The sequence below is a fragment of the Vitreimonas sp. genome, assembly GCF_036392335.1.
Classification (GTDB): Bacteria; Pseudomonadota; Alphaproteobacteria; order Caulobacterales; family Aquidulcibacteraceae; genus Vitreimonas.
This window is the reverse complement of record NZ_DASVYD010000055.1, coordinates 1-20,707: the sequence shown is the minus strand read 5'-3', so window position 1 is coordinate 20,707 and position 20,707 is coordinate 1. Positions and strand designations below refer to the sequence as shown.

The 20,707-nt window shown below is 63.6% G+C and carries 20 protein-coding genes and 1 tRNA gene; 12 read left to right on the top strand and 9 right to left on the bottom strand.

Annotated features, from left to right (window positions below):
* Positions 1-60 precede the first annotated feature (60 nt).
* On the top strand, positions 61-2,142 hold the full coding sequence (gene fusA, locus VF769_RS12665) for an elongation factor G (protein ID WP_331008778.1): 2,082 nt from the start codon (positions 61-63) through the stop codon (positions 2,140-2,142).
* 142 nt (positions 2,143-2,284) lie between these two features.
* Complete coding sequence (locus VF769_RS12660) at positions 2,285-4,516, top strand: pre-peptidase C-terminal domain-containing protein (RefSeq protein WP_331008777.1); 2,232 nt, start codon at positions 2,285-2,287, stop codon at positions 4,514-4,516.
* A 39-nt stretch (positions 4,517-4,555) separates the two neighbouring features.
* On the opposite strand, the gene VF769_RS12655 is transcribed toward VF769_RS12660, so the two are convergent.
* Genes VF769_RS12655 through VF769_RS12640 form a run of 4 tightly spaced genes read right to left on the bottom strand, consistent with a single transcriptional unit; the run spans position 4,556 to position 6,363 of the window.
* Positions 4,556-5,197: a glutathione S-transferase family protein gene (locus tag VF769_RS12655; protein WP_331008776.1), complete on the bottom strand. Its 642-nt coding sequence runs from the start codon at positions 5,195-5,197 to the stop codon at positions 4,556-4,558.
* A gap of 1 nt (position 5,198) precedes the next feature.
* Positions 5,199-5,558: a hypothetical protein gene (locus VF769_RS12650; protein ID WP_331008775.1), complete on the bottom strand. Its 360-nt coding sequence runs from the start codon at positions 5,556-5,558 to the stop codon at positions 5,199-5,201.
* A complete protein-coding gene (locus tag VF769_RS12645) occupies positions 5,555-6,025 on the bottom strand; it encodes an SRPBCC domain-containing protein (RefSeq protein ID WP_331008774.1) in 471 nt (156 codons plus the stop codon). The genes VF769_RS12650 and VF769_RS12645 overlap by 4 nt, the downstream gene beginning before the upstream one ends.
* Entirely contained in the window at positions 6,022-6,363 is a 342-nt protein-coding gene (locus VF769_RS12640; protein ID WP_331008773.1) for a metalloregulator ArsR/SmtB family transcription factor, read from the bottom strand. The genes VF769_RS12645 and VF769_RS12640 overlap by 4 nt, the downstream gene beginning before the upstream one ends.
* A gap of 123 nt (positions 6,364-6,486) precedes the next feature.
* Between VF769_RS12640 and VF769_RS12635 the strand changes: the two genes are divergently transcribed.
* Positions 6,487-7,512, top strand: a complete 1,026-nt coding sequence (locus VF769_RS12635) for a GIN domain-containing protein (protein WP_331008772.1) — start codon at positions 6,487-6,489, stop codon at positions 7,510-7,512.
* A gap of 78 nt (positions 7,513-7,590) precedes the next feature.
* Here the strand turns inward: VF769_RS12635 and VF769_RS12630 are convergent, their stop codons facing one another.
* The 3 genes from VF769_RS12630 to VF769_RS12620 all read right to left on the bottom strand — a co-directional run bounded on the left by VF769_RS12630 (position 7,591) and on the right by VF769_RS12620 (position 10,402).
* Positions 7,591-8,337, bottom strand: coding sequence for a hypothetical protein (locus VF769_RS12630; protein ID WP_331008771.1), 747 nt, complete (start codon positions 8,335-8,337; stop codon positions 7,591-7,593).
* Positions 8,338-8,609: 272 nt separating this feature from the next.
* Complete coding sequence (locus VF769_RS12625) at positions 8,610-9,371, bottom strand: porin (RefSeq protein WP_331008770.1); 762 nt, start codon at positions 9,369-9,371, stop codon at positions 8,610-8,612.
* 290 nt (positions 9,372-9,661) lie between these two features.
* Complete coding sequence (locus tag VF769_RS12620) at positions 9,662-10,402, bottom strand: hypothetical protein (protein ID WP_331008769.1); 741 nt, start codon at positions 10,400-10,402, stop codon at positions 9,662-9,664.
* A gap of 358 nt (positions 10,403-10,760) precedes the next feature.
* On the opposite strand from VF769_RS12620, the gene VF769_RS12615 reads away from it, so the two are divergent.
* A complete protein-coding gene (locus VF769_RS12615) occupies positions 10,761-11,150 on the top strand; it encodes a VOC family protein (protein ID WP_331008768.1) in 390 nt (129 codons plus the stop codon).
* Between the two features lie 63 nt (positions 11,151-11,213).
* On the opposite strand, the gene VF769_RS12610 is transcribed toward VF769_RS12615, so the two are convergent.
* Positions 11,214-13,292, bottom strand: a complete 2,079-nt coding sequence (locus VF769_RS12610) for an ATP-binding protein (RefSeq protein WP_331008767.1) — start codon at positions 13,290-13,292, stop codon at positions 11,214-11,216.
* Between the two features lie 354 nt (positions 13,293-13,646).
* Between VF769_RS12610 and VF769_RS12605 the strand changes: the two genes are divergently transcribed.
* The 3 genes from VF769_RS12605 to nusG all read left to right on the top strand — a co-directional run bounded on the left by VF769_RS12605 (position 13,647) and on the right by nusG (position 14,608).
* Positions 13,647-13,722: transfer RNA gene (locus VF769_RS12605), tRNA-Trp, on the top strand.
* 71 nt (positions 13,723-13,793) lie between these two features.
* Positions 13,794-14,021, top strand: coding sequence for a preprotein translocase subunit SecE (gene secE / locus VF769_RS12600; protein ID WP_331008766.1), 228 nt, complete (start codon positions 13,794-13,796; stop codon positions 14,019-14,021).
* Entirely contained in the window at positions 14,021-14,608 is a 588-nt protein-coding gene (gene nusG, locus VF769_RS12595) for a transcription termination/antitermination protein NusG (RefSeq protein ID WP_349258139.1), read from the top strand. Before secE ends, nusG begins: the two co-directional genes overlap by 1 nt.
* Here the strand turns inward: nusG and VF769_RS12590 are convergent.
* Positions 14,605-14,958, bottom strand: coding sequence for a hypothetical protein (locus VF769_RS12590; RefSeq protein ID WP_331008765.1), 354 nt, complete (start codon positions 14,956-14,958; stop codon positions 14,605-14,607). The genes nusG and VF769_RS12590 overlap by 4 nt on opposite strands.
* A 29-nt stretch (positions 14,959-14,987) precedes the next feature.
* Here VF769_RS12590 and VF769_RS12585 point away from each other — a divergent pair, with 29 nt between their 5' ends.
* From VF769_RS12585 to rplA, 5 genes are all read left to right on the top strand, one after another.
* Positions 14,988-17,300 (top strand): TonB-dependent receptor, encoded by a 2,313-nt coding sequence (locus VF769_RS12585; protein ID WP_331008764.1) that lies wholly within the window; start codon positions 14,988-14,990, stop codon positions 17,298-17,300.
* A gap of 23 nt (positions 17,301-17,323) precedes the next feature.
* On the top strand, positions 17,324-18,982 hold the full coding sequence (locus VF769_RS12580) for a phosphatidylglycerol lysyltransferase domain-containing protein (protein WP_331008763.1): 1,659 nt from the start codon (positions 17,324-17,326) through the stop codon (positions 18,980-18,982).
* A gap of 7 nt (positions 18,983-18,989) precedes the next feature.
* Positions 18,990-19,181, top strand: a complete 192-nt coding sequence (locus VF769_RS12575; protein ID WP_331008762.1) for a hypothetical protein — start codon at positions 18,990-18,992, stop codon at positions 19,179-19,181.
* A 133-nt stretch (positions 19,182-19,314) separates the two neighbouring features.
* Positions 19,315-19,761 (top strand): 50S ribosomal protein L11, encoded by a 447-nt coding sequence (rplK, locus tag VF769_RS12570; RefSeq protein ID WP_135212313.1) that lies wholly within the window; start codon positions 19,315-19,317, stop codon positions 19,759-19,761.
* Between the two features lie 4 nt (positions 19,762-19,765).
* Positions 19,766-20,473: a 50S ribosomal protein L1 gene (gene rplA / locus VF769_RS12565; protein ID WP_331008761.1), complete on the top strand. Its 708-nt coding sequence runs from the start codon at positions 19,766-19,768 to the stop codon at positions 20,471-20,473.
* Positions 20,474-20,707 lie beyond the last annotated feature (234 nt).

Below are 20,707 nucleotides of genomic sequence, written 5' to 3'. Positions count from 1 at the left end.
CGCCGGCCTTAAAGACCGCCGTTCCCCGTGGACGGCGGTCTAAACACGGACAGAATTGTCATGGCCCGTCAGTATAAAATCGAAGATTACCGCAATTTCGGCATCATGGCCCACATCGATGCGGGCAAGACCACGACGACCGAGCGGATTCTGTTCTTCAGCGGCAAGTCGCACAAGATCGGCGAAGTCCATGATGGCGCGGCCACGATGGACTGGATGGAGCAGGAGCAAGAGCGCGGCATCACCATTACGTCGGCGGCGACGACGACGTTCTGGAAGGACAAGCGCCTCAACATCATCGACACGCCCGGACACGTCGACTTCACCATCGAAGTCGAGCGCAGCTTGCGCGTGCTCGACGGCGCCGTCGTCGTGCTCGACGGCAACCAAGGCGTTGAGCCGCAGACCGAAACCGTTTGGCGCCAAGGCGACAAGTACAAGGTGCCGCGGATCATCTTCGCCAACAAAATGGATAAGACCGGCGCTGACTTCTACATGTGCGTGGAAGACATCAAGAAGCGCCTGGGCGCCCGACCGGTGCCGATGCAATTGCCGATCGGCTCGGAATCCAATTTCCGCGGCATGGTCGATCTGGTCGAGATGAAGGCGATCGTCTGGAAGGATGATCCGTCGGGCATGAAGTTCGACGTCGTCGATATTCCGGACGACCTGAAGGACAAGGCCGCCGAATACCGCGCGGGTCTGGTCGAAGCCGCCGTCGAACTCGACGATGCGGTGATGGAAAAGTATCTCGAAGGCGAAGAGCCGGATACGCCGACGCTGAAGCGTCTGATCCGCGCCGCCGTGCTGAAGAGCGCCTTCTATCCGATGTTCTGCGGCTCGGCCTTCAAGAACAAGGGCGTGCAGCCGCTGCTCGACGCCGTCGTCGATTATCTGCCGAGCCCGATCGATCGCCCGGCGATCAAGGGCGTCGACATGGACGACCCGGAGAAGGAAATCATCCGCAAGAGCGACGACGCCGAGCCGCTCTCGCTGCTGGCGTTCAAGATCATGGACGACCCGTTCGTCGGCACGATCACGTTCTGCCGCATCTATTCGGGCGTGCTGAACGCGGGCGACAGCTTGCTGAACTCGACGCGCGACAAGAAAGAGCGCGCCGGCCGCATGCTGCTGATGCACGCCAACAACCGCGAAGACATCAAGGAAGCCTATGCGGGCGATATTCTCGCGCTGGCGGGCCTGAAGGAAGTTCGCACGGGCGACACGCTCTGCGATCCGAACAAGCCGGTCATCCTCGAGCGCATGGAATTCCCGGAGCCGGTTATCGAAGTGGCGATCGAGCCGAAGTCGAAGGCCGACCAGGAAAAGCTGGGCGTGGCGCTGTCGAAGCTCGCCGCGGAAGATCCGTCTTTCCGCGTGTCGACCGATCAGGAATCCGGCCAGACCATTCTCAAGGGCATGGGCGAACTCCACCTCGACATCAAAGTCGACATTCTGCGTCGCACTTACAAAGTCGAAGCGAACGTGGGCGCGCCGCAGGTGGCCTACCGCGAAAAGCTCGGCAAGGGCGCGACCATCGACTACACGCACAAGAAGCAAACCGGCGGTTCGGGGCAGTTCGCGCGCGTGAAGCTCGAATTCGCGCCAGGCGAACCGGGCACGGGCTTTGTGTTCAAGAACGCGATCGTCGGCGGCGCGGTGCCGAAGGAATACGTACCGGGCGTCGAAAAGGGCCTGAACATGAGCAAGGAAAACGGCCTGCTCGCCGGCTTCCCGCTCATCGACTTCACCGCCACGCTGGTGGACGGCGCCTACCACGACGTCGACTCGAACGTGCTGACCTTCCAGATCGCCGCGCAGGCGGCCTTCCGCGAACTGAAGGAGCAAGGCGATCCGCGTCTGCTCGAGCCGGTTATGAAGGTCGAAGTGACGAGCCCGGAAGAATATGTGGGCTCGGTGATCGGCGACCTGAACTCGCGTCGCGGCATGATCCAAGGTCAGGACATGCGCGGCAATGCGACGATCATCAACGCGCAAGTGCCGCTGGCCAACATGTTCGGCTACGTGAACACGCTGCGTTCGTTCTCACAGGGCCGGGCGTCCTACGTGATGGAATTCTCGCACTACGAAGAAGTGCCGAAGGCCGTCGCGACGGAAGTGTTGTCGAAGCTGCGCGCGTAAGCGCGACGAGACCGCAAAACACGAAGGCCGCTCCGAAAGGGGCGGCCTTTTTGTTTGCGCTGTGGTTCCGGCCCATCGCGAACTGTGCCAACCATAGCGGCGAGGGAACGCCGGCCTTGGCCTGCAGCTATGGGGATCGTCTTTGCGCGCGCTGATCGCATTTTTCGCTGTTCTGTTCATGACCGCGAGTGCGGCTGGGCAGACCTCAACGGCTCAACATTTCGAGGGCGAGCTGACGACGCGCGGGGCGCGGGCGAGCTTTCCGCTGCAGCTTGAGGCGGGCCAGATCGTGACGCTGCAGACCAGCGCCGAAGGCCTCGACACCGTACTGACGCTGAACGGGCCCGGCGGACGCGCCGTGGCGGAGAATGACGATCAGGGCGATGGCCTGCTGACCTCGCGCATCGTGCATGTGGTGCAGACGAGCGGCGCGTATAGCGCGGTGGTGACGGGGTTCAACGGCGCGCAGGGCGCGTTTGAGCTTGATGTATCGTACGGCCTGGATGTCGGCCTTTCGGATGCGGCGCGTATTCTGCGGGAGGAGCGCCGGTCGCTGAGCGCGCAGACGACAGAGATTCGCGTGCCGGTGACGTTGCGCGCGGACGAGATTTTCGTGGCGTCGACATTCGCGCTTTCGCCGGAGCTCGATACGACGCTCACGCTACGCAACGCCGCCGGCGAAATCCTAGCGCAGAACGACGATCGTGGCGACGGCAGCCTCAATTCGCAGATCATTTATCAGGCTGCGCGCGCGGGCCGTTACGAGATCGTGGCGAGCTCTTATGGCGGCAACGGAATTGGCGACTTCATGCTGTCGCTGGCGATCGATCCGGAGGCCGAGGCGCCGTTTAATTTTGCCTCTATCGAAGGGCGCGTGATCGCGCGACACGAAGGCGAGATCGGTGATGCGCAGCCGTCGCATCAATATCAAGTCACGCTCGCGGCGGGACAAACCTTGCTGGCGGTCGCAGATGTGACGGGCGGCAATCTTGATCCGGTGCTGCGTGTGAACGCGCCGGACGGCTTGCCAGTCGCGCTGAATGACGATCGCGGCGACGGATCATTGAATTCAGCGGTGGCGTTCACCGCGCGCGAAGCGGGCGTCTACATTGTGGAGCTTTCGCGCTTTCGCCAGGGCAATAGCAGCGGCGGCTTCCGTTTGGTGCTGTCGTCCGTCGATGCGTCGGTGGTGGCGACGCTGCAGAATTTGTTGGCCAACCAGGTGAGTCTGAGCGGGCCGGAGCTGGCGGTGGAGACGCAGGACTTCCGTGTCGCCTACACGCTCGAAGGCCGCGATGCGTCGACGGAAGATTATGCGCGCGCGGTGGCGAACACGCTGCAGCGCATGCTGCTGGCGCAGGAGCAGCTGGGTTTCGCCGCGCCGGTGCGCGCCGATGACGGGCGCTACCATGCCTATGTCGCCGACGCGCGCGGCGTGATGGGGTATGCCAAGGCGGAGCAAGTGGTGTTCGATAACCCCAATACGGCTGATGTGCGCGAGACGTCAGCGGCGCGCGGGGTGCTGGTGATTGACAATGATTTCGGCAGCATGGGCAAGAAGGCGTCCGCCGAAAGCCTGATGCACGCGACGGTGACGCACGAGTTCAATCATATCGTGCAATACGGCTACGATTCCGAAGAGGGCCTGCAATGGCTCTATGAATCGACCGCCTCGTGGGTGGAGGTGGCGACGGCGGGCGCAGATCAGGACGCGTCCGGTTACGTCGAAACCGATTTCCTGGCGCCGCAGCTGTGTTGGACGACGAGCACGCCTGGCCACAATTACGCACAATGGACGTTGCTCCAATCGCTTGCGGATGTGCATGGCGATCGCATCGTTGCGCGTTTGTGGGAAAACGCCGTCGCTTATGACGGACTTGAGACCATGTCGCGGACGCTGAGCGCGGTCGGCACCGATATTCCGGCGGCGCTGCAGCGCTGGCGCGTGCAGAATTTCGCGCGCGATTATGATCTGGCGCCCGTGCTGGGGCGCGCGGTGGCGTTGAGCGGCGCGATCGCGCGTGATGGCGTTTGGCGCCCGCGGAGCGGCGTCGAGCAATTGGGCGCGAATTATGTGACGCTGCGCCTGCGTGGGCCGCGGATGTTCACGCTGAACGGCGACGATAATCTTGAACTCATCGCGCTCGGTCTGCGCAATGGTCGGGTCGAAGCCTATCCGCTTGGGCGCGGCGGCGTGTTTGACGCATCGCGCTTTGCCTATGCGGCGCTGATGGTGTTCAACCGCGCGGTGCCGGAGCAGCCGGGCGCATGCGAGAGCGCAACTTACGCCATCGATGTCGCGCCGGCGGCGCGTACGCCTGCGCCAACGCCAGCCTACCAGTTCGACGCACGTCATTTCGCGCCGCCGTGGTGAGGCGTGTCGCCCTTCCCAGTGCGGGGAGGGCGCGCGCGTTTACGCCGCCGCTTGCTTGAAGTCGCCGAGCTGGGCGTCGAGCGCCCGCGTGAAGGCGGGGCGTGCGGTGCAACGCTCGACATAGGCTTTGAGGCGCGGCTCGGTGTTGGTGAGCTCGGGCAAAATACGCAGCACGGTTGACATCATGAGATCGCCGGCGGTGAAATTCTCGCCATCGAGATAGGGCTTGTCACCGAGCGCGGTTGCAAGGCCGGCGAGGCGCTTGAGCGCGAATTCGACGGCGCCGGGGCGGCGAAGTTTGGCCCATTCCTCGTTGGCGTGGAAAAGATCGATCACGGCCACCTGCATCACCCACGGCTCAATCGAATTGAGCGCGGCGATCAGCCATTGCATGGCGCGGGCGCGCGCGGCGGGATCCTTCGGCAGCAGCGTTTCGCTGCGCTCGCCGATGTGCAGCACGATCGCGCCGGATTCGAAGAGCACGAAGCCGTTCTCTTCAAAGATCGGCACTTGGCCGAACGGCTGCAGCGCGCGGTAATCGGGTTTGTCCTGATCGCCCATGGCGAGCAGCCGCGTCTGATACGGGATGCCGGCTTCTTCGAGCGCCCAACGCACGCGTAGATCGCGGACTTGGCCTTGGGCGAAATCCGGCACCCATTGAAAAGCGGAAATGGTGATCATGTCAGGCGTCCATGCTTGGGATCGGGTTGCAGGGCATGATTTCCACGGCGTCGCCCGGGAAGATCGAAAAGTGCGGATGGTTTTCGAACAATTTGGCGGCGGCGTCGTGCGAGTCGGCTTCGACGATGACGTAACCGGCAATGTTGTTGCTGGCGTCGCTGACGCCGCTTTTGTCGACGCGTTTGGTTTTGCCGAGCGGACCGCCTTCAACAACGATCGCGGCTTCGTGCTTCTCGCCCCAAGCATGCCAGGCTTGCATGCCTTGGCTTTCACGGGCTTTGCGCTCCGCATCGCTGAGCCGCGCCCAACCGGAGCTTTCGAATGCTTTCGGCGTGCCGGTGAATATCGCCATGTATTTCATGGTATGGCCTTCCCTTGGTGTTGCGCCGCGTAGGCCGCGAGCTTGTTGAAGAGCGAAGTCCAGCCGCCGATGTGGGAGTCGCGGCGTTCGACGCTGGTGAACGGCGTCTGATGAAAGATTTGCGTGGTGCGTCCGTCCGCTTCGGCGCGGAAGGTGATAGTGACGGTTGTCTCGGTGTCCGACGCCGGGCCTTGCTCCCAGCGCCAAGTGAAGACCAAGCGATGCGGCGGCTCGATCTCGCGGTACTCACCATGAAACCAATTATCGCCGTGATCCTTGGAGCGGATCATGCCGCGATATTTTCCGCCGACGCGGAAATCCATTTCCATCTCGGGGCAATCGAAGCCTTCGGGGCCCATCCATTTCTGGAAATGATTGATGTCGCTCCATAGCGAGAACATCAAAGCCGGTGGCGCGTCGAAGGTGCGCGAGATGAGCAATTCGTCGTCGGCAAGTGTGGCGCTCATTTCGGCGTGTCCTTGATTTTGAGTTCGGCGATGTAGGCGTCCATTTTGTCGAAGCTGCCGGTCCAGAAGCGCCGGTAGTGCTCGAGCCAAGCGTCAACGTTCTTCAGCGCCTTCGTTTCCAGGCGGCATGGACGCCATTGCGCGTCTCGCCCCCGGCTGATGAGGCCGGCGTGTTCGAGCACTTTGAGATGCCGCGAGATCGCCGGCAGGCTGATGTCGAAGGGCGCGGCGATTTCATTCACGGTCGCCTCGCCCTCGGCCAAGCGCGCGAGAATGGCGCGGCGGGTGGGGTCGGCGAGCGCGAACAGGGTCTCGGAGAGGGGGTCGGATGCCTGCATTTAACCAATTATGCAATTAATGTAGTGGTTAAATAAAGACCAATCTGTTCGCCGTCAAGCCCGGGCGCATCTGAATGCGCTCCACGCCGCATCTTTCCTGGCGAGGCTTATTGGGAGGAATCCGTGCGCGTAACTTTTGCGGCGGTGGCGGCGGCCACATGTGCTTTGTCTGGCCCAGCGGCGGCGGAGCTATTCAATCAGGATGCGGTGACGGTTCGCCACGCGGCGGCGGTGCTTGAAGTGATCCCGGAAGATCGCACGGACGTGGATGTCGCGATTGCGCAGAACGCGCGCTTGCCAGCGATCAGCGCGCGTGTGGATGGCGAGCGCGTCGTCATCGATGGCGGCCTGCGCAATCGCTTCCGTGGCTGCACGTCGATGTTCGGCGGCCAGCCGCAAGTGCGGATCTCCGGCATCGGCGGGGTCAGCCGCGAGGACCTGCCGCGCATCACCTTGCGCGTGCCGCGCACGCTCGATCTCGATGTCGGCGGCGCGGTGTTCACCAATGTGCGCGCCTCGGCGGGCGGGCGGCTCGAATTCAATGGCTGCGGCGACACGCGCGTGGCGGCCGTGAGCGGCGGGCTGGATGTCGAGCTCAACGGCTCGGGCGATGTGAATGTCGCGGACGTGAGCGGGGCGCTCAATGCGTCGCTCAATGGCTCGGGCTCGCTCGAAGTGTTGCGCGCCGGCGGCAATGCGGCGTTGCGCCTGAATGGATCGGGCGACCTGGAGGTGGGCGATGTTGGCGGCGCGGTGGAGGCCCGGCTGAATGGATCTGGCTCGCTGGAGGTGGGCGCTGTCGGCAATGGCGCACGACTGGCGGTGGCCGGTTCGGGCGACGTGGATGCGGGCGCGGTGCGTGGAGCATTGAGCGTGGATGTGCGCGGCTCGGGTAGCGTGGACGTGGCATCGGTGGATGGGCCGAGCGCCGACCTTGCGTTGACCTCGTCCGGCGACATCGACGTGGCCCGCGGACATGTCGGCGTCCTGAACGCACGCAGTGCGGGCTCCGGCAATGTGAGCTTCGGCGGCGCGGCGCAGACCACGCGCGCGTCGGTGAGCGGGTCTGGCGACATCTCGATCGCCGACGCGGGCCGCGTTGAGGAATTGCGCGACAGCGGTTCGGGCAGCGTGCATGTCGGTCGCTAGCGCGCGCTGATATCGCCAAAAAACAAAGCGCCCCAACCGTGAGGTTGGGGCGCAGTGGTTTGAAGAAGGATGCCGTGCTTATGGCGAGGGCGAGAGCGTGAGCAATTGGTTCCCATAGCTCGCGCCGGTTTGGCTCGGGCCGCTGGTGGCGCGATCGTAGAGCGAGTCAGCGCCGAGATCGATGTTGAAGCCGATCGTCCAGCTGGTGACATCATCGTCGAAAACGTCGGCTTGGCGATAGCCGAGTTCGATGCTGAAGGGTTGGCCCGTAAAGCGATATTCGCCGCCGATGCCCCAAAGCGTCACGTCGTCGCCATAGAGTTCATCGTCAGCGAACGTGGCGCGACCGGTGATCGAGAAGTCCGGCGTAAAGAAGTACGAGCCGTCGACTGTCACGCTGGTTGTGGAGGCGTCGAGATCCGAGAAGTCGTAGTTCGCGACCGAGCCGTTGAACACCATGTTCGAGGTGTACCACTGGCCTTCGAGGCCAATGCCGAGGCCCGAATAGATGAAGAGGTCGTCGAGGCTGACAAAGCCGCCGAACGAATAGTTTTCGTTGCGCATGCCGTAGTGCACGGCGGCGTAGCTGGAATCGAGGCAGCAACCGCCAGCGTCGATGCGGTCGGCGGCGGCGTCCATCTGAACATAGGTGCCGTTCGAGAAGTTGTGGTTGAACGCGCCATTGATGCCGTAGGCGTCGAAATCGAAGCTATCGATATCGGTGTTGCCATACTGGATGCCGACGACGGCGGTCGTTTCGGCGGACGCCATCGCGGGCGCGAGGATAGCTGCGGCGGCGGCGGCGCCGGCCAAAAACTTCTTCATCTCAAATTCCCCTAAAATGTGCGCCGTCTGAGCGGCTGCGCACAAAATAGGCGAATGGCGCCGGCGTAAAAAGCAAGATCGTGAGGTATTCGAAAGGTTGCTGTGGGTACGTGGCGCCGTCGTCACAGTTTATTATGGTTAAGCACAAATGAACGACGTTACGTATTCCTAAAAATCGCAATGACGTCAGTTGATTACATGCATCCCCAAAAGACAACGCCTCGGTCGCGGAACGACCGAGGCGTAAACATTTAGTTAATAGCTATTTCTGTTTAGAGCAGGCCGGCGAAGCGGCCGAGGCCGCCGCCGCGTGACAGGCTCGCGCCCGAGCGGTTGCGCTCAAGCAGCGTCGTGCCGCCGAAATTGTAGCGGACGCCCAGGCCCAGCGTGTCCGCGTCGGCGTCAGCGTCATCGAGTTCGATGTGCTGCCAGCCGCCGAAGATGCTGATCGGCGCGGAGGCGAATTGGTATTCCGCGCCCAAGCCGTAGGTCATGGTGTCGGCGTCAGCGCCGCCGCTTTCGATGTTGCCGAAGCCCAGGTTGCCGCCGAACGAGAAATTGTCCGTCAGGAAGTGGGTGGCGCCGAGATCGAGGCCGGTGAATTCGGCGTCGAGGTCATCGCCTTCGCCGTACGACACGGCCGCGTCGAACGTGGTGCGCGACAGGTAATATTGGCCTTCGAGACCGACCGTCCAGGCGTCGACTTCGTCGCCGCCGTCGACGTCGGTGTTGCCGTAGCTGGCGAAGCCGCCGAACAGGTAATTGCTGTTGCGCGTGAAGAGGTGGCCGCCGATGCTGTAGGTCGAGGTGTCTTCCGCGTCGCCATAGAGGGCGTCGAGCTGAACGCCGAACGTGCCGTCGCCGCCCCAGGCGGTCGCGCCGCCGATGGTCCAGCCGTCGCCGTCAGCTTCCAGACCGCCCGCTTCAACTTCGGTCGATTGGTAGCCCAGATCGAGATAGCCGGATTGCGCGGCGGCGACGCCAGGCGCGGAAATGGCGAGAAGCGCGGCGGCGCCGAGCAGATACTTTTTCATTATGAGGGTTCCCCTTAGAGGTCGCCGGTTATCGGCTGACCGCTAAGTGGGATGATCCTAGGCGGCGACCTAGATGCACCCTGCAGTGGAATGTACGACTTGCTTCGCAGTGTGGTTCCCAGGTCACACAAACATGAACGGAATCATAATGATGTGGGCGAAATCGCGGCGTCAGACGGGCGCTTCTGGCGACAATCCACAGGCGAGTGAAACGATGCCGCACAGAAAAACGCCCCGGCCGAAGCCGGGGCGTTGAGCAGTTTTACTAGAGGTGGTTGGGCTGTTTCAGCTTAGAGGCCGAAAGCGCCGCCGAGGCCGCCGAGCACGCCGGCTTGGCTCGCGCCGTTGCGATCGCGATCGCGCAGCGTGCCGCCCCAATTGTAGCGAACCGCGAGCGACAGCGTGTCAGCTTCGGTGTCCACTTCGTCGAACTCGACATGGCTCCAGCCAGCCGCGATGCTGACCGGGAGCGAGGCGAATTGGTATTCGCCGCCGAGGCCGTAGCTGAAGGCGTCGTCTTCGCCGAAGCCGTCATAGTCGATCGTGGCCCAGCCGAGGTTGCCGTTCAGGCGGAAATTGTCGGAGACGAAATAACGGGCTTCGCCGTTCACGCCCCAACCGTCAGAGCCGAAATCGTCGTTGTTGCCGTAGGCGACAGCGGCGGCGAGCGTCCAATCGGTGTAGTACTTCGCGGCTTCGAGGCCGACGGTCCAGGTTTCGGTGTCGTCCGAGCCCGCGACGCCGACGAAGCCGCCGAAGAGGTGGCTGTCGTTGCGGCTGTAGACGTGGCCGACGAGGCCGTAGCCCGTGTCGGTGTCGTCGCTGTCGGACAGCGCCGCGTCGATTTCGAACACGATCGAGCCCGAGCCCGCGAACGCCACGGCGCCTTCAACGCCATAGGCGTCGAAATCGTCACCGGCGTCGAATTCGGTGTTGCTGATGACGGCGCCAACGTAGCCCGTTTGGGCCGCGGCGACGCCCGGCACGGCGAGAGCGAGCACGGCCGCCGCGCCGATAATCCAGTTACGCATTAGGTTTTACCCCTGTTTGTGATCACCGGTTCTGGTGAGTGGCCGTCACATGCGCGCGGGGGCCGCGGGGAGCAATTCACTACCCCCCGTTTATCGACGATTAACCGAAATTGCGGCGCCGGCGACACAGCACAAAGTGCGAAAACAAAAGGCAATTTCGCCCGAATGGGGAATTGAGCGCTGACCTCAACCGAATTGGCGCTCTCCACAAGATTGTGGGCCTGATCGTCAGAGTGAGGCCTCGCGCGCAGCGGTGGAGAAGCGGCCCACATCGCCGCTAAAGCGCCTTGTCGCGCCCTGCAAATCGATTCACTCCTCCCTGCCGTGACGCGGTTGGCGTCGATTTGTGGAGGGTAGGATGCCTGCAGCGATTTCTTGCGTCACGGTTCCGGTCGATGATTTGCAGAAGTCGGTGGGCTTCTACAAAGCGCTCGGTCTGACGCCAGAGGAATCCGACGAGGATAGCGCGGCGTTTGATCTCGACGGCGTCTATCTGGTGCTGCTGCAACGTGGCGAGTTCGGCGTGTACGTCGAAAGCGTCGGCCACGGCGCGGCGGGCAAGGGCTCCTCGGAAACGATCTTGAGCTATTTCACCGACAGCCGCGGCGACGTGGATGCGCTGTTGGCCAAGGCCAAGGCCGCGGGCGCGGGCGCGGTGACGCCGGCGGAAGACGACGATGGGTCGTATTCGGGCTATTTCACCGACCCGGACGGCCACATCTGGGAAGTGCTGTACGACGCCGGCTAAGCGCGCTTTCGACAGTCTGCAGAGCGGCGCGGAGGTTCACGATCTCCGCGCCCTTTTGTTGCGCTACGTACCGGTCGCGCGTACGGGCGCCGGGGCTTGCAGCGCGGCGATGCTGCTCAGTAGCGCCTCGCGCGTGAAGGGCTTCTGCAGGAAGGAAATCGCGCCGGCTTCGGCGTCGAGTTTCTCTGGCGTGTAGCCGGAGATCAGCAGGATCTTGAGGTCGGGCGCAATCTGCGCCAGCGCGCGCGCCAGATCGACGCCGGATTCTTGCGCGCCCAGCGCGATATCAATGATGGCCATGTCGAACGGGGCCTCGACCGCGCGCGCGAGCGCGGCCTTGGAATTCTCCACCGCGACAGGGGAGAAGCCGTGTTCGACCAGGGTGTGCGTGAGTGCATCGCGCACCAGGTCGTCATCATCGACCAGAAGGATGCGGGCCGGCGCGGGCTGCGCCGCGCGCGTCGCTTGGGGTTGAAACGCCGGCGGCACGGCGTCGGCGGCGGGGAAGGTGAGCCTGAACCGGGCGCCTTGGCCCGGCTTGCTCTCCACCTCGATGGCGCCGCCCGACTGATTGACGAAGCCGTGCACCATCGAAAGCCCAAGCCCGGTGCCGAGGCCGGAATCCTTGGTGGTGAAGAAGGGATCAAAGATCTTGGCGACGATGTCCGGGGTCATGCCGGCGCCGGTGTCGACGACTTCGAGCACGACGCGGCCCTGCGCGTTGATCGCGGTTGAAAAACAGAGCACGCCGCCTTCTGGCATGGCGTCAGCCGCATTGATCGCGAGATTGAGAATGGCGTTCGACAGCTGCGCGGCATCGAGCATCGCCCAGAGCGGCGCTTTGTGCAGGTCCAACTTGATGTCGATCGTCCTGTCCAGCATCGGCGCCAGTAGCGCGACGGCCTCTTCGACCGCGACGTTCACGTCGAGAACGATCGGATTGAGCACTTGGCGACGCGAATAGGCGAGCAATTTGGTGGTGAGGTCGCCCGCTCGAGCGGCGGCCTTGGCGATCGCTGCGCCCAGTTGCGCCGTGCGCGCCTCCGACGCGTTCTCCAGCAATTCCGCGGAACTGAGGATAGCGGTCAGCACATTGTTGAAATCGTGCGCGACGCCGCCGGTGAGGCGACCGATTGCCTCTAGCTTCTGCGCTTGCATCAGCTCTTCCTCGAGCCGCACGCGTTCTGTGATGTCCTGGAACGCGCCGATGAGAATGCGCGTCCCGCCCACAGTCGTGATCTTGCCGGTGACGCGCACCCATTTGCGCGCGCCGCTCGGCAGGGCGAGCGGCGCTTCGAGCGTCCAGGGCGCGTCCGATTGCAGGGAGCTGCGCAATGCCTTGACGATGATGGGCTGCGCCTCTGGCGAATAGCAGGCCAAGGCCATTTCCAACGTCGGCGTGACTTTGTCGTCGACCTCAAGGATGCGGCGCGTTTCGGCGCTCCACTCAAGCTGTTGCGTGGCGAGATCGAACCGCCAGCCGCCCACCTTGGCGACGGAGGCGGTCTCTTCGAGGAAGGCTTTGCTTTCCGCGAGCGCGCGGCTCACGCGTTCAAGCTCGCTGTTTTTCTGTACGAAGTTGCGGTCGGATTGCTGCAGCACCAGCGCGCAAGAGACGATCGATATGCACGCGCCCACTATTGCAAATATGCCGAGCGTCGCCGGCAGCGGCGACGCATGCGCGATCAAATGCATTGAGAGCAGCAGGAAGAGGGCGCTGAGCGGCGGCGCCAGAAGCAGGGCCGAGACCAGCCGGTCTTTCTGGCCGCCGACGATGCCGGCGAGCGCAGTGATCAATAGGCATACGGTCGCCGCCATGCGCGCGACTTCGGTGTCGGCGCTCCACAACAGGAGCGCTGCCGCGACCCACATCGTCGAGATGACGCCGATCGCGATCAGATAGGGTCGTCGCAGCCGCTCCTCGCCAGCGACAAGGCGTAGCCGGATCCAGGTGGTGACGCGCTCCACCAGAAGCATGGCGACGAGCCAGGCTAAGCCCCGGCCGTTGTCGGCAAGGCCGATGATCATGCCGCCAATGGCGAAGACGATAGGAAGACGAATCCAGCCGATGCGGGCGTTCAGCCGCGCGGTCTGCTCCAGCGCCGGAGCCTCGTCATGATCTGCGCGCGACGGCGTGGACACGGCCTCGATGATCTCCAAAGAAGAGGACCAATTGTGAGCAAGATCAGAGTCGGGGAACCCGCGCCAACGGAAAGAGCAGGCCAGTTCAGTCGGGCTTGTGGTCTGGTCATCGGACTGGCCGGTGCCCAGTACTACATGACGCTTCGTCACTCGGGGGCGCCGACCTTGGCCTAGAGGTCGCGGAGCCGGTGTAGGCGGGCTAACGCCGGTCTTGCATCGGCTTGGCGCCCAGACTAGAAGGTCGGCCTTCCACAAAATGCGGGTATTCCGGATTCTCGGCGCGCACTTTTGTCTCTGCGTAGACCCTGGTCCACGCCGGCGTTTTGAGGAAAAGTCCTGTAGAAACAGGCGCGTAGGAGTTTAGCTCAGCTGGTAGAGCATCGGTCTCCAAAACCGAGGGTCGTGGGTTCGAGTCCCTCAACTCCTGCCATGCCTGCTTGCCGACAGGGCAAGTCGGTACGATGTGAATGCCGATAACGATCAGGAACGCGAAGAAGACGAATGACCGACAGCACCGATCAGGAAAGTGAACCGCGGCGCAAGGGCGGTCCCTTCAAATTCTTTGGCGAAGTGCGCGCGGAGGCGCGCAAGGTCACTTGGGCGACGCGCCAAGAAGTGACGGTGTCGACGATCATGGTGCTGATCATGGGCGTCACGGCGGCCATCTTCTTCTTCCTAGTGGACTCGATTTTGCGCCTATTCATGCAGTGGTTTTTGAATCTCGGTTGATGGTCATGGTCGAAGCGCAAGAAACTCAAGCCGCGCCACGCGCCTCTTCTGGCCGCGCCCGCTGGTACATCGTCCACGCCTACTCGAATTTCGAAGGCAAGGTCGCCGAGGCGATCCGCGATCAGGCCAGCCGTCAGGGCCTCGAAGCGCAATTCGAAGACATCCAAGTGCCGACCGAGGAAGTCACCGAAGTCGTGCGCGGCGCCAAGAAGGTGCGCCAGCATCGCCACTTCCCGGGCTACGTTCTGGTGAAGATGGAAATGACCGACGAGGCCTACCACCTCGTGAAGAACACGCCGAAGGTCACGGGCTTTCTCGGCACGCAAAACAAGCCGCAGCCGGTGAGTGATCGCGAAGTCGAGCGCATCCTCGGCCGTGTCGCCGAGCAGGGCGTGGCCAAGCCGCGTCCGGTGGTGAATTTCGAAACCGGCGAGCGTGTGCGCGTGTCGGATGGTCCGTTCCAAAGCTTCGAAGGCTTGGTCTCGGAGGTCGATGAAGAGCGTGGCCGCTTAAAGGTCGCGGTCATGATCTTCGGCCGCGAGACGCCGGTCGATCTGGAATACGGCCAGGTCGAAAAGCTGCGCTAGTCAGCCATTCTGTAAGAGATCGGAAGGATGACGCGGGCGCCCACGGCGACGCGCTCATCGTCCGCGCGCGCGACATAGCGCGACGCAAGCCGCATGGCGGCGGCGCCGAAACCGTAGTCGAGCGGCGTCTCCGAATGAATTGCGCATTCGAGTGCGCGATCGTCGCGCACGGTGCAGAGCAGGCGCACATCGCCATTCACGCCCTCGCTGAGCGCGCGCTCAGGGTAAGTGGCGTACACTTCCGCAGGCGTCGGCTGTCGTTCGGCCCAGGACGCCAAGCCCTGCGCATTGGCTGACGGATGAGTCAGCCATAACGCTGCCATCACAGCGAGAAGAGCAAATCGCTTCATTCTACTTGTTTTAACGTGCGCGCCGCATCGTGAAAGGGGCTCAATTCGGCGACGACGGGAATCGCTTTGCGCTGCGTGGCGTGGGGCGTCAGGAGGCGCGCGTGCTGGTGAAGTGGCGGGAGCAGGGCATGCGGTTCGAAGTGCTTTTGGCGTGCGCATTGGTAGCGAGCGTTTCACCCGCCTTGGCGCAAGAGAGCGACGAGATCGTCGTGATGGCCGACAAGCGCGGCGACACACGGGCGCAAGATTTGCCGATCGCGCTCAACATCTTTGGCGCCAGCGAGCTTGCGGCGCGGCATGTCGAGGATTTGCAGAGCCTGAGCTACGCGATGCCCAACGTGCAGCTCGAAGATATCGCCACCGCGCGCGGAATCGCCAATTTCACCATTCGCGGCGTCGGCGTGAATTCCTCCATCCTGGCGACCGATCCCGCCGTAGGCGTTTTTGTCGACGGCGTGTACCAGGGCGTGAACGCAGGCTCGATCATCGAAGGGTTTGATCTTCAGGCGATCGAAGTGCTGCGCGGGCCGCAAGGCACGCTCTATGGCCGCAACGTCACGGGCGGCGCGGTGCTGGTGCGTACCGCGGCGCCGACCGATGGATTTGAAATGCGCGGCCGCGTCGCGGTGGAGACAGGGCTCAATGTCATCAGCGAAGGCGTGATCTCGGGACCGTTGGCGGAAGGCGTGCTCTCAGGCCGGCTGGCGCTTTATAACGCCAATGATGAGGGTTGGTTCGAGAACGATTTCGACGGCGCGCAATTCGGAGAGAACGAGACGAGCATTTATCGTGCGGCGCTGCGCTTTACGCCGACGAGCACGCTCGAATTCCTGTTGCGCGCCGAGCAAGGCTTTGTCGATGGCGACGGACCTGCAGGCCAAAACCACGCGCTGTTCGAACGCGGTTCGTTCGATTTCGCCATCAACAATCGCGGCTATGCGGCGACCGATTGGGAGCAAGTGACGCTCGAGACCAATTGGGACGTGGCGTTCGGCGATGGCGTGATCACCAACATCGCCGGTTGGCGCGCGGTCGAAGTGCCGTGGAGCGCCGACATCGATTCCTCGCCGGCCTTCACCTTTCACACGCGCGTTTTGAACACGCAGGAGCAATGGAGCGAAGAGCTGCGCTATGCGGGCGCGTTCGGTCCGGCGGAAGTCACGGCTGGCGTGTATTATTTCGAACAGGATGTGCTCTATATCGACGAGCGCAATCTCTCGCCCGCGGCTGTGCCCGGCACAGGGTGCGGCCCATTCGACGCCGCACTCTGCCGCGTCGGCGGCGGTCAGGGCGAGTTCTCGACGGCGGCCGTGTTTGCGAACGTGGATTGGCGTTTGAGTGAGACGCTGACTGTGTCGGCGGGCCTGCGCTACACGCACGAGGAAAAGGATGCGCGCATCTCCCGCGTCCGCGCGGCGACCGACAATCTGGACGGCCCGCTGATCGTGGCCGGCGAGGGCGTCACGGGCGGCAGTATCGATGAGCGCACGCTGAACTTCTCGGACGCGCCCTATGCGCTCTCGTGGAACGACACTTCGCAGCGCGTGGCGCTGCAATGGCGGCCGAGCGCAACGACGAACCTCTACGCCTCGTGGTCGCGCGCGTTCCGTTCTGGCGGCGTGAACTTCCGCGTCGCGTCGCTGGGCACGGCGAGCGTTGCGCAGCCGCCGCGCACGTATGACGCGGAAGAAGTGGAAGCGATCGAGCTCGGCTGGAAGCAGGATTTCGCCGACGGCCGCGGCCGCGTGAACCTCGCGCTCTTCCACAATACAATCGACAATATGCAGCGCGAAACCAACGTCCCGGGCATCTCGGTCGTGCAGCAAACCACCCTGAACGCCGGTGACGCCGTGATTTATGGCGCGGAGCTGGAAGCGCGCTATGCGCTGACGGCCGGGCTCACGCTCGCGGCCTATGCCGGATACACGCATGGCGAATATGATCGGCTGTTCACGGATTTCACTGGCGATCTCATCATCGATGATCGCGATCTCGCGCTGGAGATTCCGCGCGTGGCGCCGTGGTCATATGGCGTGAGTGTCGATTATGTGACGCCGCTGGCGGGCGGCGAGGTGAGTGCGCGGCTGGCGTACAATCACCGTGACGCGGCGTTCTATAGCGACAACAATGTCGGGCGTTTGGCCGAGGCCGATATGGTCGAAGCGAGTGTGGCGTATGGGCCGGCGGACGGACGCTGGTCGCTCGCGGCGTATGGCGAGAATTTGTTGGATGAAGCGACCTGGGGCAATGACACGATCATCGGGGGTGGTTCGCCGCCGCCGACCTTCTCGCCGCTCAACAAGGGCCGTGTGCTGGGGCTGGAGCTGCGGGTGCGCTATTGAGCCTGCCGCGCTAGAAGCGGCGCATGGCTGACTCGTCCGCGACGACCGAGACCAATGCGCGCTGGGAGGCGTGGCGCGCACGCATCTTTGAAATCGCGCCGCGCATGTTCGCGGCGGTGGCGTTTCTTGCAGGCCTCTTCACGATCGTTGCGGTGGCGACGCCAGCCTTGCCGCGCATTCGCGGCATCGACGGCGTCGAGCGCTTTATCTCCGAGCTTCCCGAACTGAGCGCGAGTCTGGCGGGTCTTGCGCTGATGGGCTTGGCGACGGGCTTGCGCAAACGCGTCGATACGGCGTGGGCGTTTGCGTTGGCGCTGCTGACGGCTGTGTGTCTGTACGCGGCTCTGCGCCATGGGCATGTGGTCGCCGCGACCAGTGCGGGCGCCGCAGCACTTGCGTTGGCGTTTACCCGCAAAGCCTTTTTCCGCCATTCGCGCCTGGGCGAATTGACGCCAGATTCACGTGTTGCGCTTGCGATCGCGGCGGGGTTTGGCGTGGCGCTGGTGGGCGCGTTGTTGTGGGCCGGCGGGCGTCCGGAATTCGCGGACGCGCCGTGGTGGTCGTTGCTGACGGACGAGCATTTGGGACGGCCCGGCCGAGCGCTGGCGCTGAGTGCGATCGCGGCGGGCGCCCTGGCGGCGTGGCATTTCCTGTTGGAGCGGCCGCTGCAGGCGCCGTCGCCGCCTGCGGGTGCGGATTATGCGCGCGCGGAAGCTCTGATCGCCCAAGCTGAAGACGCGCTGCCGGACGCGCAACTCGCGTTCAGCGGCGACAAGAGCTTTGTCTTCACCGATGGCGCTTTCATGATGGCCGCGCGTGGCGGCACGAGCTTGATCGCGATGGGACCGCCAGTTGGCAAACGCGCCAGCTGGCGCGCCGCCTTAGGCGCCTTGCGCGCGGAGGCGGAGCGCCTGTCGCTGCGGCCTGTCGTGTATTCCGCGCCGCCGCAGCTTTTGCCCGACCTGCTCGATGCAGGCTTTCGCGTGGAGAAGGTGGGCGAGAACGCCGTCGTCGATTTGACGACGTTCACCATGGTCGGCACGGCCAAGCAGAAGCTGCGCACCGCGCGGCGTCGTTTCGTCGAGCGCGAAGGCGCGGTGTTCGAAGTGATCGAGCCGCCGCACGCGCCAGAGCTGTGGCAGGATTTGCGCAAAGTCTCCGACGCTTGGCTCGCGGCGCACGGCGGCAAGGAGAAAGCCTTCTCGCTCGGCGCCTTCGATCCGGATTATCTCGGGCGCAATCCCATCGCTATCGCCCGCCAGCACGGCCAGATCATCGCCTTCGCCAACCTTTGGCTCACCGCTGACGGCCAACGCGGCGCGCTCGATCTGATGCGCTTCGATCCCGAACGCAGCGCCAATGGGCTGATGGACTTCCTGTTCACGGAAATTCTGCTCTGGGCCCAAGCGCACGGGCTGCGCAGCTTCGATCTCGGCATGGCCCCGCTCGCCGGCCTCGCGGCGGATCAATACGCCTCGCTGTTCGCGCGCATCGGCCGGCTCGTGCATCAATACGGCGAGCAATTTTACGGCTTCCAGGGCCTGCGCATGTTCAAGGACAAATTCGGCCCACGCTGGGAGCCCCGCTATATCGCCGCTCCAGGAGCATGGACGATGCCGATTGTGCTGGCGGAGGTCGCGCTGCTGACCAATGCTGGGCGCGAGCCGCCAGCGGCGAGTTAGGAGATCCATGTCCGGCGCGCCCGAACGCCCCCAGCGCCCACGCCAAGCGCTGTTCGTGATCGCCGCCGCCCTGGTGGGCGGGCTGTTGTTGCTGCCGATCCTGTTCGCGATTGGCTTAGGCCGGGTGCTCGCCGATATCTGGGTGTCCGTGATGGCCGCCGTGATTAACCTCACCCGCGCCCTGTTCGGGGCCGGCTAGCCCGCCTCGACAACCCCATCCTGTTCCGCTATAGCCCCGCGCTTCCCGCGTGGGAGGGGTCTAGCCACCCATACCACGCTCCCCTCAGGCAGGCCGGTTCGAAAGGATCGTCCCGCGAAAAGCGAGGCACATCATGGCTAAGAAGGTACTGGGGCAGATTAAGCTCCAAGTGCCGGCCGGGGCTGCGAACCCTTCGCCCCCGATCGGCCCCGCGCTCGGTCAGCGCGGTCTGAACATCATGGAATTCTGCAAAGGCTTTAACGCCCGCACGCAGGACATGAACAAGGGCGACCCATGCCCGGTGGTCATCACGTACTACCAAGACAAGAGCTTCACCTTTGAGATCAAGACACCGCCGGCGTCGTTCCTGATCAAGAAGGCCGCCGGCCTGAAGCCGGGCAAGAAGCCGGGTTCGGGTTCGAAGAAGCCGGGCGTCGATGTGGTCGGCAAGATCACGATGGCCCAGTGCAAGGACATCGCCAAGGCGAAGCAGAAAGATCTGAACGCCGCCGATCTCGATCAAGCCGCGAAGATGATCGCAGGCACTGCGCGCTCGATGGGCGTGCAGGTGGTGGAGTAAGCACATGGCCAAGACCACGAAGCGCATGGCCAAGAGCCACGCCAATATCGATAGCCGCAAGCTGCACACGCTCACCGAAGCCGTGAAGCTGATCAAGGAACGCGCGAGCGCGAAGTTCGACGAGACTGTCGAAATCTCGATGAATCTCGGCGTCGACCCGAAATACCCGGACCAGCAGGTCCGCGGCGTTTGCTCGTTGCCGAACGGCACGGGCCGCACCGCGCGCGTTGCTGTGTTCGCACGCGGCGCGAAGGCTGAAGAAGCCAAGGCCGCTGGCGCCGACATCGTCGGTGCGGAAGACCTGTTCGAGACCGTCAATGGCGGCAAGATCGACTTCGAACGTCTGATCGCGACGCCGGACATGATGGCCCTCGTCGGCCGTCTCGGTAAGGTGCTGGGCCCGCGCGGCCTGATGCCGAACCCGAAGGTCGGCACCGTCACCATGGACGTGAAGAAGGCCGTCGCGGACGCCAAGGGCGGCGCGGTGGAATTCCGCGTCGAAAAGGCGGGCATCGTCCATGCCGGCGTCGGCAAGGCGAGCTTCTCGGAAGAGCAAATCCTGCAGAACGTGAAGGCGTTCGTGGATGCTGTTGCGAAGGCGAAGCCGTCGGGCGCGAAGGGCACGTTCGTGAAGAAGGTCGCCCTCTCGACCACGATGGGCCCCGGCGTCCGCATCGACCCGGCTGCTGCTGTGGCTGCTGCTGCGAACTAAGTTTACGGAGCGCGGGTCTTCAGACCCGCGTCGCCAGAAAACGAAACGCCCCGGTGAAAGCCGGGGCGTTTTTTTTTTGAGATTTCCGCTCTTGGCTGTGAGTTCAACTGATCGACGCAACACGTACCTTGAATTGAGGGCTTGGAGCGAAGTCAGTGAAGAGAAATTATCGGCGTATGTCCGCCGCGCAGAGCGCGGAATTGTGGGATCGATGGAAGGCGGGCGAAGGCCTGA

What these genes read in the sequence shown, in the direction of transcription:
- rplK (WP_135212313.1), top strand. Translation starts at nt 19,315, where the DNA reads ATGGCTAAGAAGGTACTGGGGCAGATTAAGCTCCAAGTGCCGGCCGGG.
- nusG (WP_349258139.1), top strand. Translation starts at nt 14,021, where the DNA reads ATGGTCATGGTCGAAGCGCAAGAAACTCAAGCCGCGCCACGCGCCTCT.
- VF769_RS12590 (WP_331008765.1), bottom strand. Translation starts at nt 14,958, where the DNA reads ATGAAGCGATTTGCTCTTCTCGCTGTGATGGCAGCGTTATGGCTGACT.
- VF769_RS12640 (WP_331008773.1), bottom strand. Translation starts at nt 6,363, where the DNA reads ATGCAGGCATCCGACCCCCTCTCCGAGACCCTGTTCGCGCTCGCCGAC.
- fusA (WP_331008778.1), top strand. Translation starts at nt 61, where the DNA reads ATGGCCCGTCAGTATAAAATCGAAGATTACCGCAATTTCGGCATCATG.
- VF769_RS12625 (WP_331008770.1), bottom strand. Translation starts at nt 9,371, where the DNA reads ATGAAAAAGTATCTGCTCGGCGCCGCCGCGCTTCTCGCCATTTCCGCG.
- VF769_RS12650 (WP_331008775.1), bottom strand. Translation starts at nt 5,558, where the DNA reads ATGAAATACATGGCGATATTCACCGGCACGCCGAAAGCATTCGAAAGC.
- secE (WP_331008766.1), top strand. Translation starts at nt 13,794, where the DNA reads ATGACCGACAGCACCGATCAGGAAAGTGAACCGCGGCGCAAGGGCGGT.
- VF769_RS12615 (WP_331008768.1), top strand. Translation starts at nt 10,761, where the DNA reads ATGCCTGCAGCGATTTCTTGCGTCACGGTTCCGGTCGATGATTTGCAG.
- VF769_RS12655 (WP_331008776.1), bottom strand. Translation starts at nt 5,197, where the DNA reads ATGATCACCATTTCCGCTTTTCAATGGGTGCCGGATTTCGCCCAAGGC.
- VF769_RS12575 (WP_331008762.1), top strand. Translation starts at nt 18,990, where the DNA reads ATGTCCGGCGCGCCCGAACGCCCCCAGCGCCCACGCCAAGCGCTGTTC.
- VF769_RS12580 (WP_331008763.1), top strand. Translation starts at nt 17,324, where the DNA reads ATGGCTGACTCGTCCGCGACGACCGAGACCAATGCGCGCTGGGAGGCG.
- VF769_RS12645 (WP_331008774.1), bottom strand. Translation starts at nt 6,025, where the DNA reads ATGAGCGCCACACTTGCCGACGACGAATTGCTCATCTCGCGCACCTTC.
- rplA (WP_331008761.1), top strand. Translation starts at nt 19,766, where the DNA reads ATGGCCAAGACCACGAAGCGCATGGCCAAGAGCCACGCCAATATCGAT.
- VF769_RS12620 (WP_331008769.1), bottom strand. Translation starts at nt 10,402, where the DNA reads ATGCGTAACTGGATTATCGGCGCGGCGGCCGTGCTCGCTCTCGCCGTG.
- VF769_RS12630 (WP_331008771.1), bottom strand. Translation starts at nt 8,337, where the DNA reads ATGAAGAAGTTTTTGGCCGGCGCCGCCGCCGCCGCAGCTATCCTCGCG.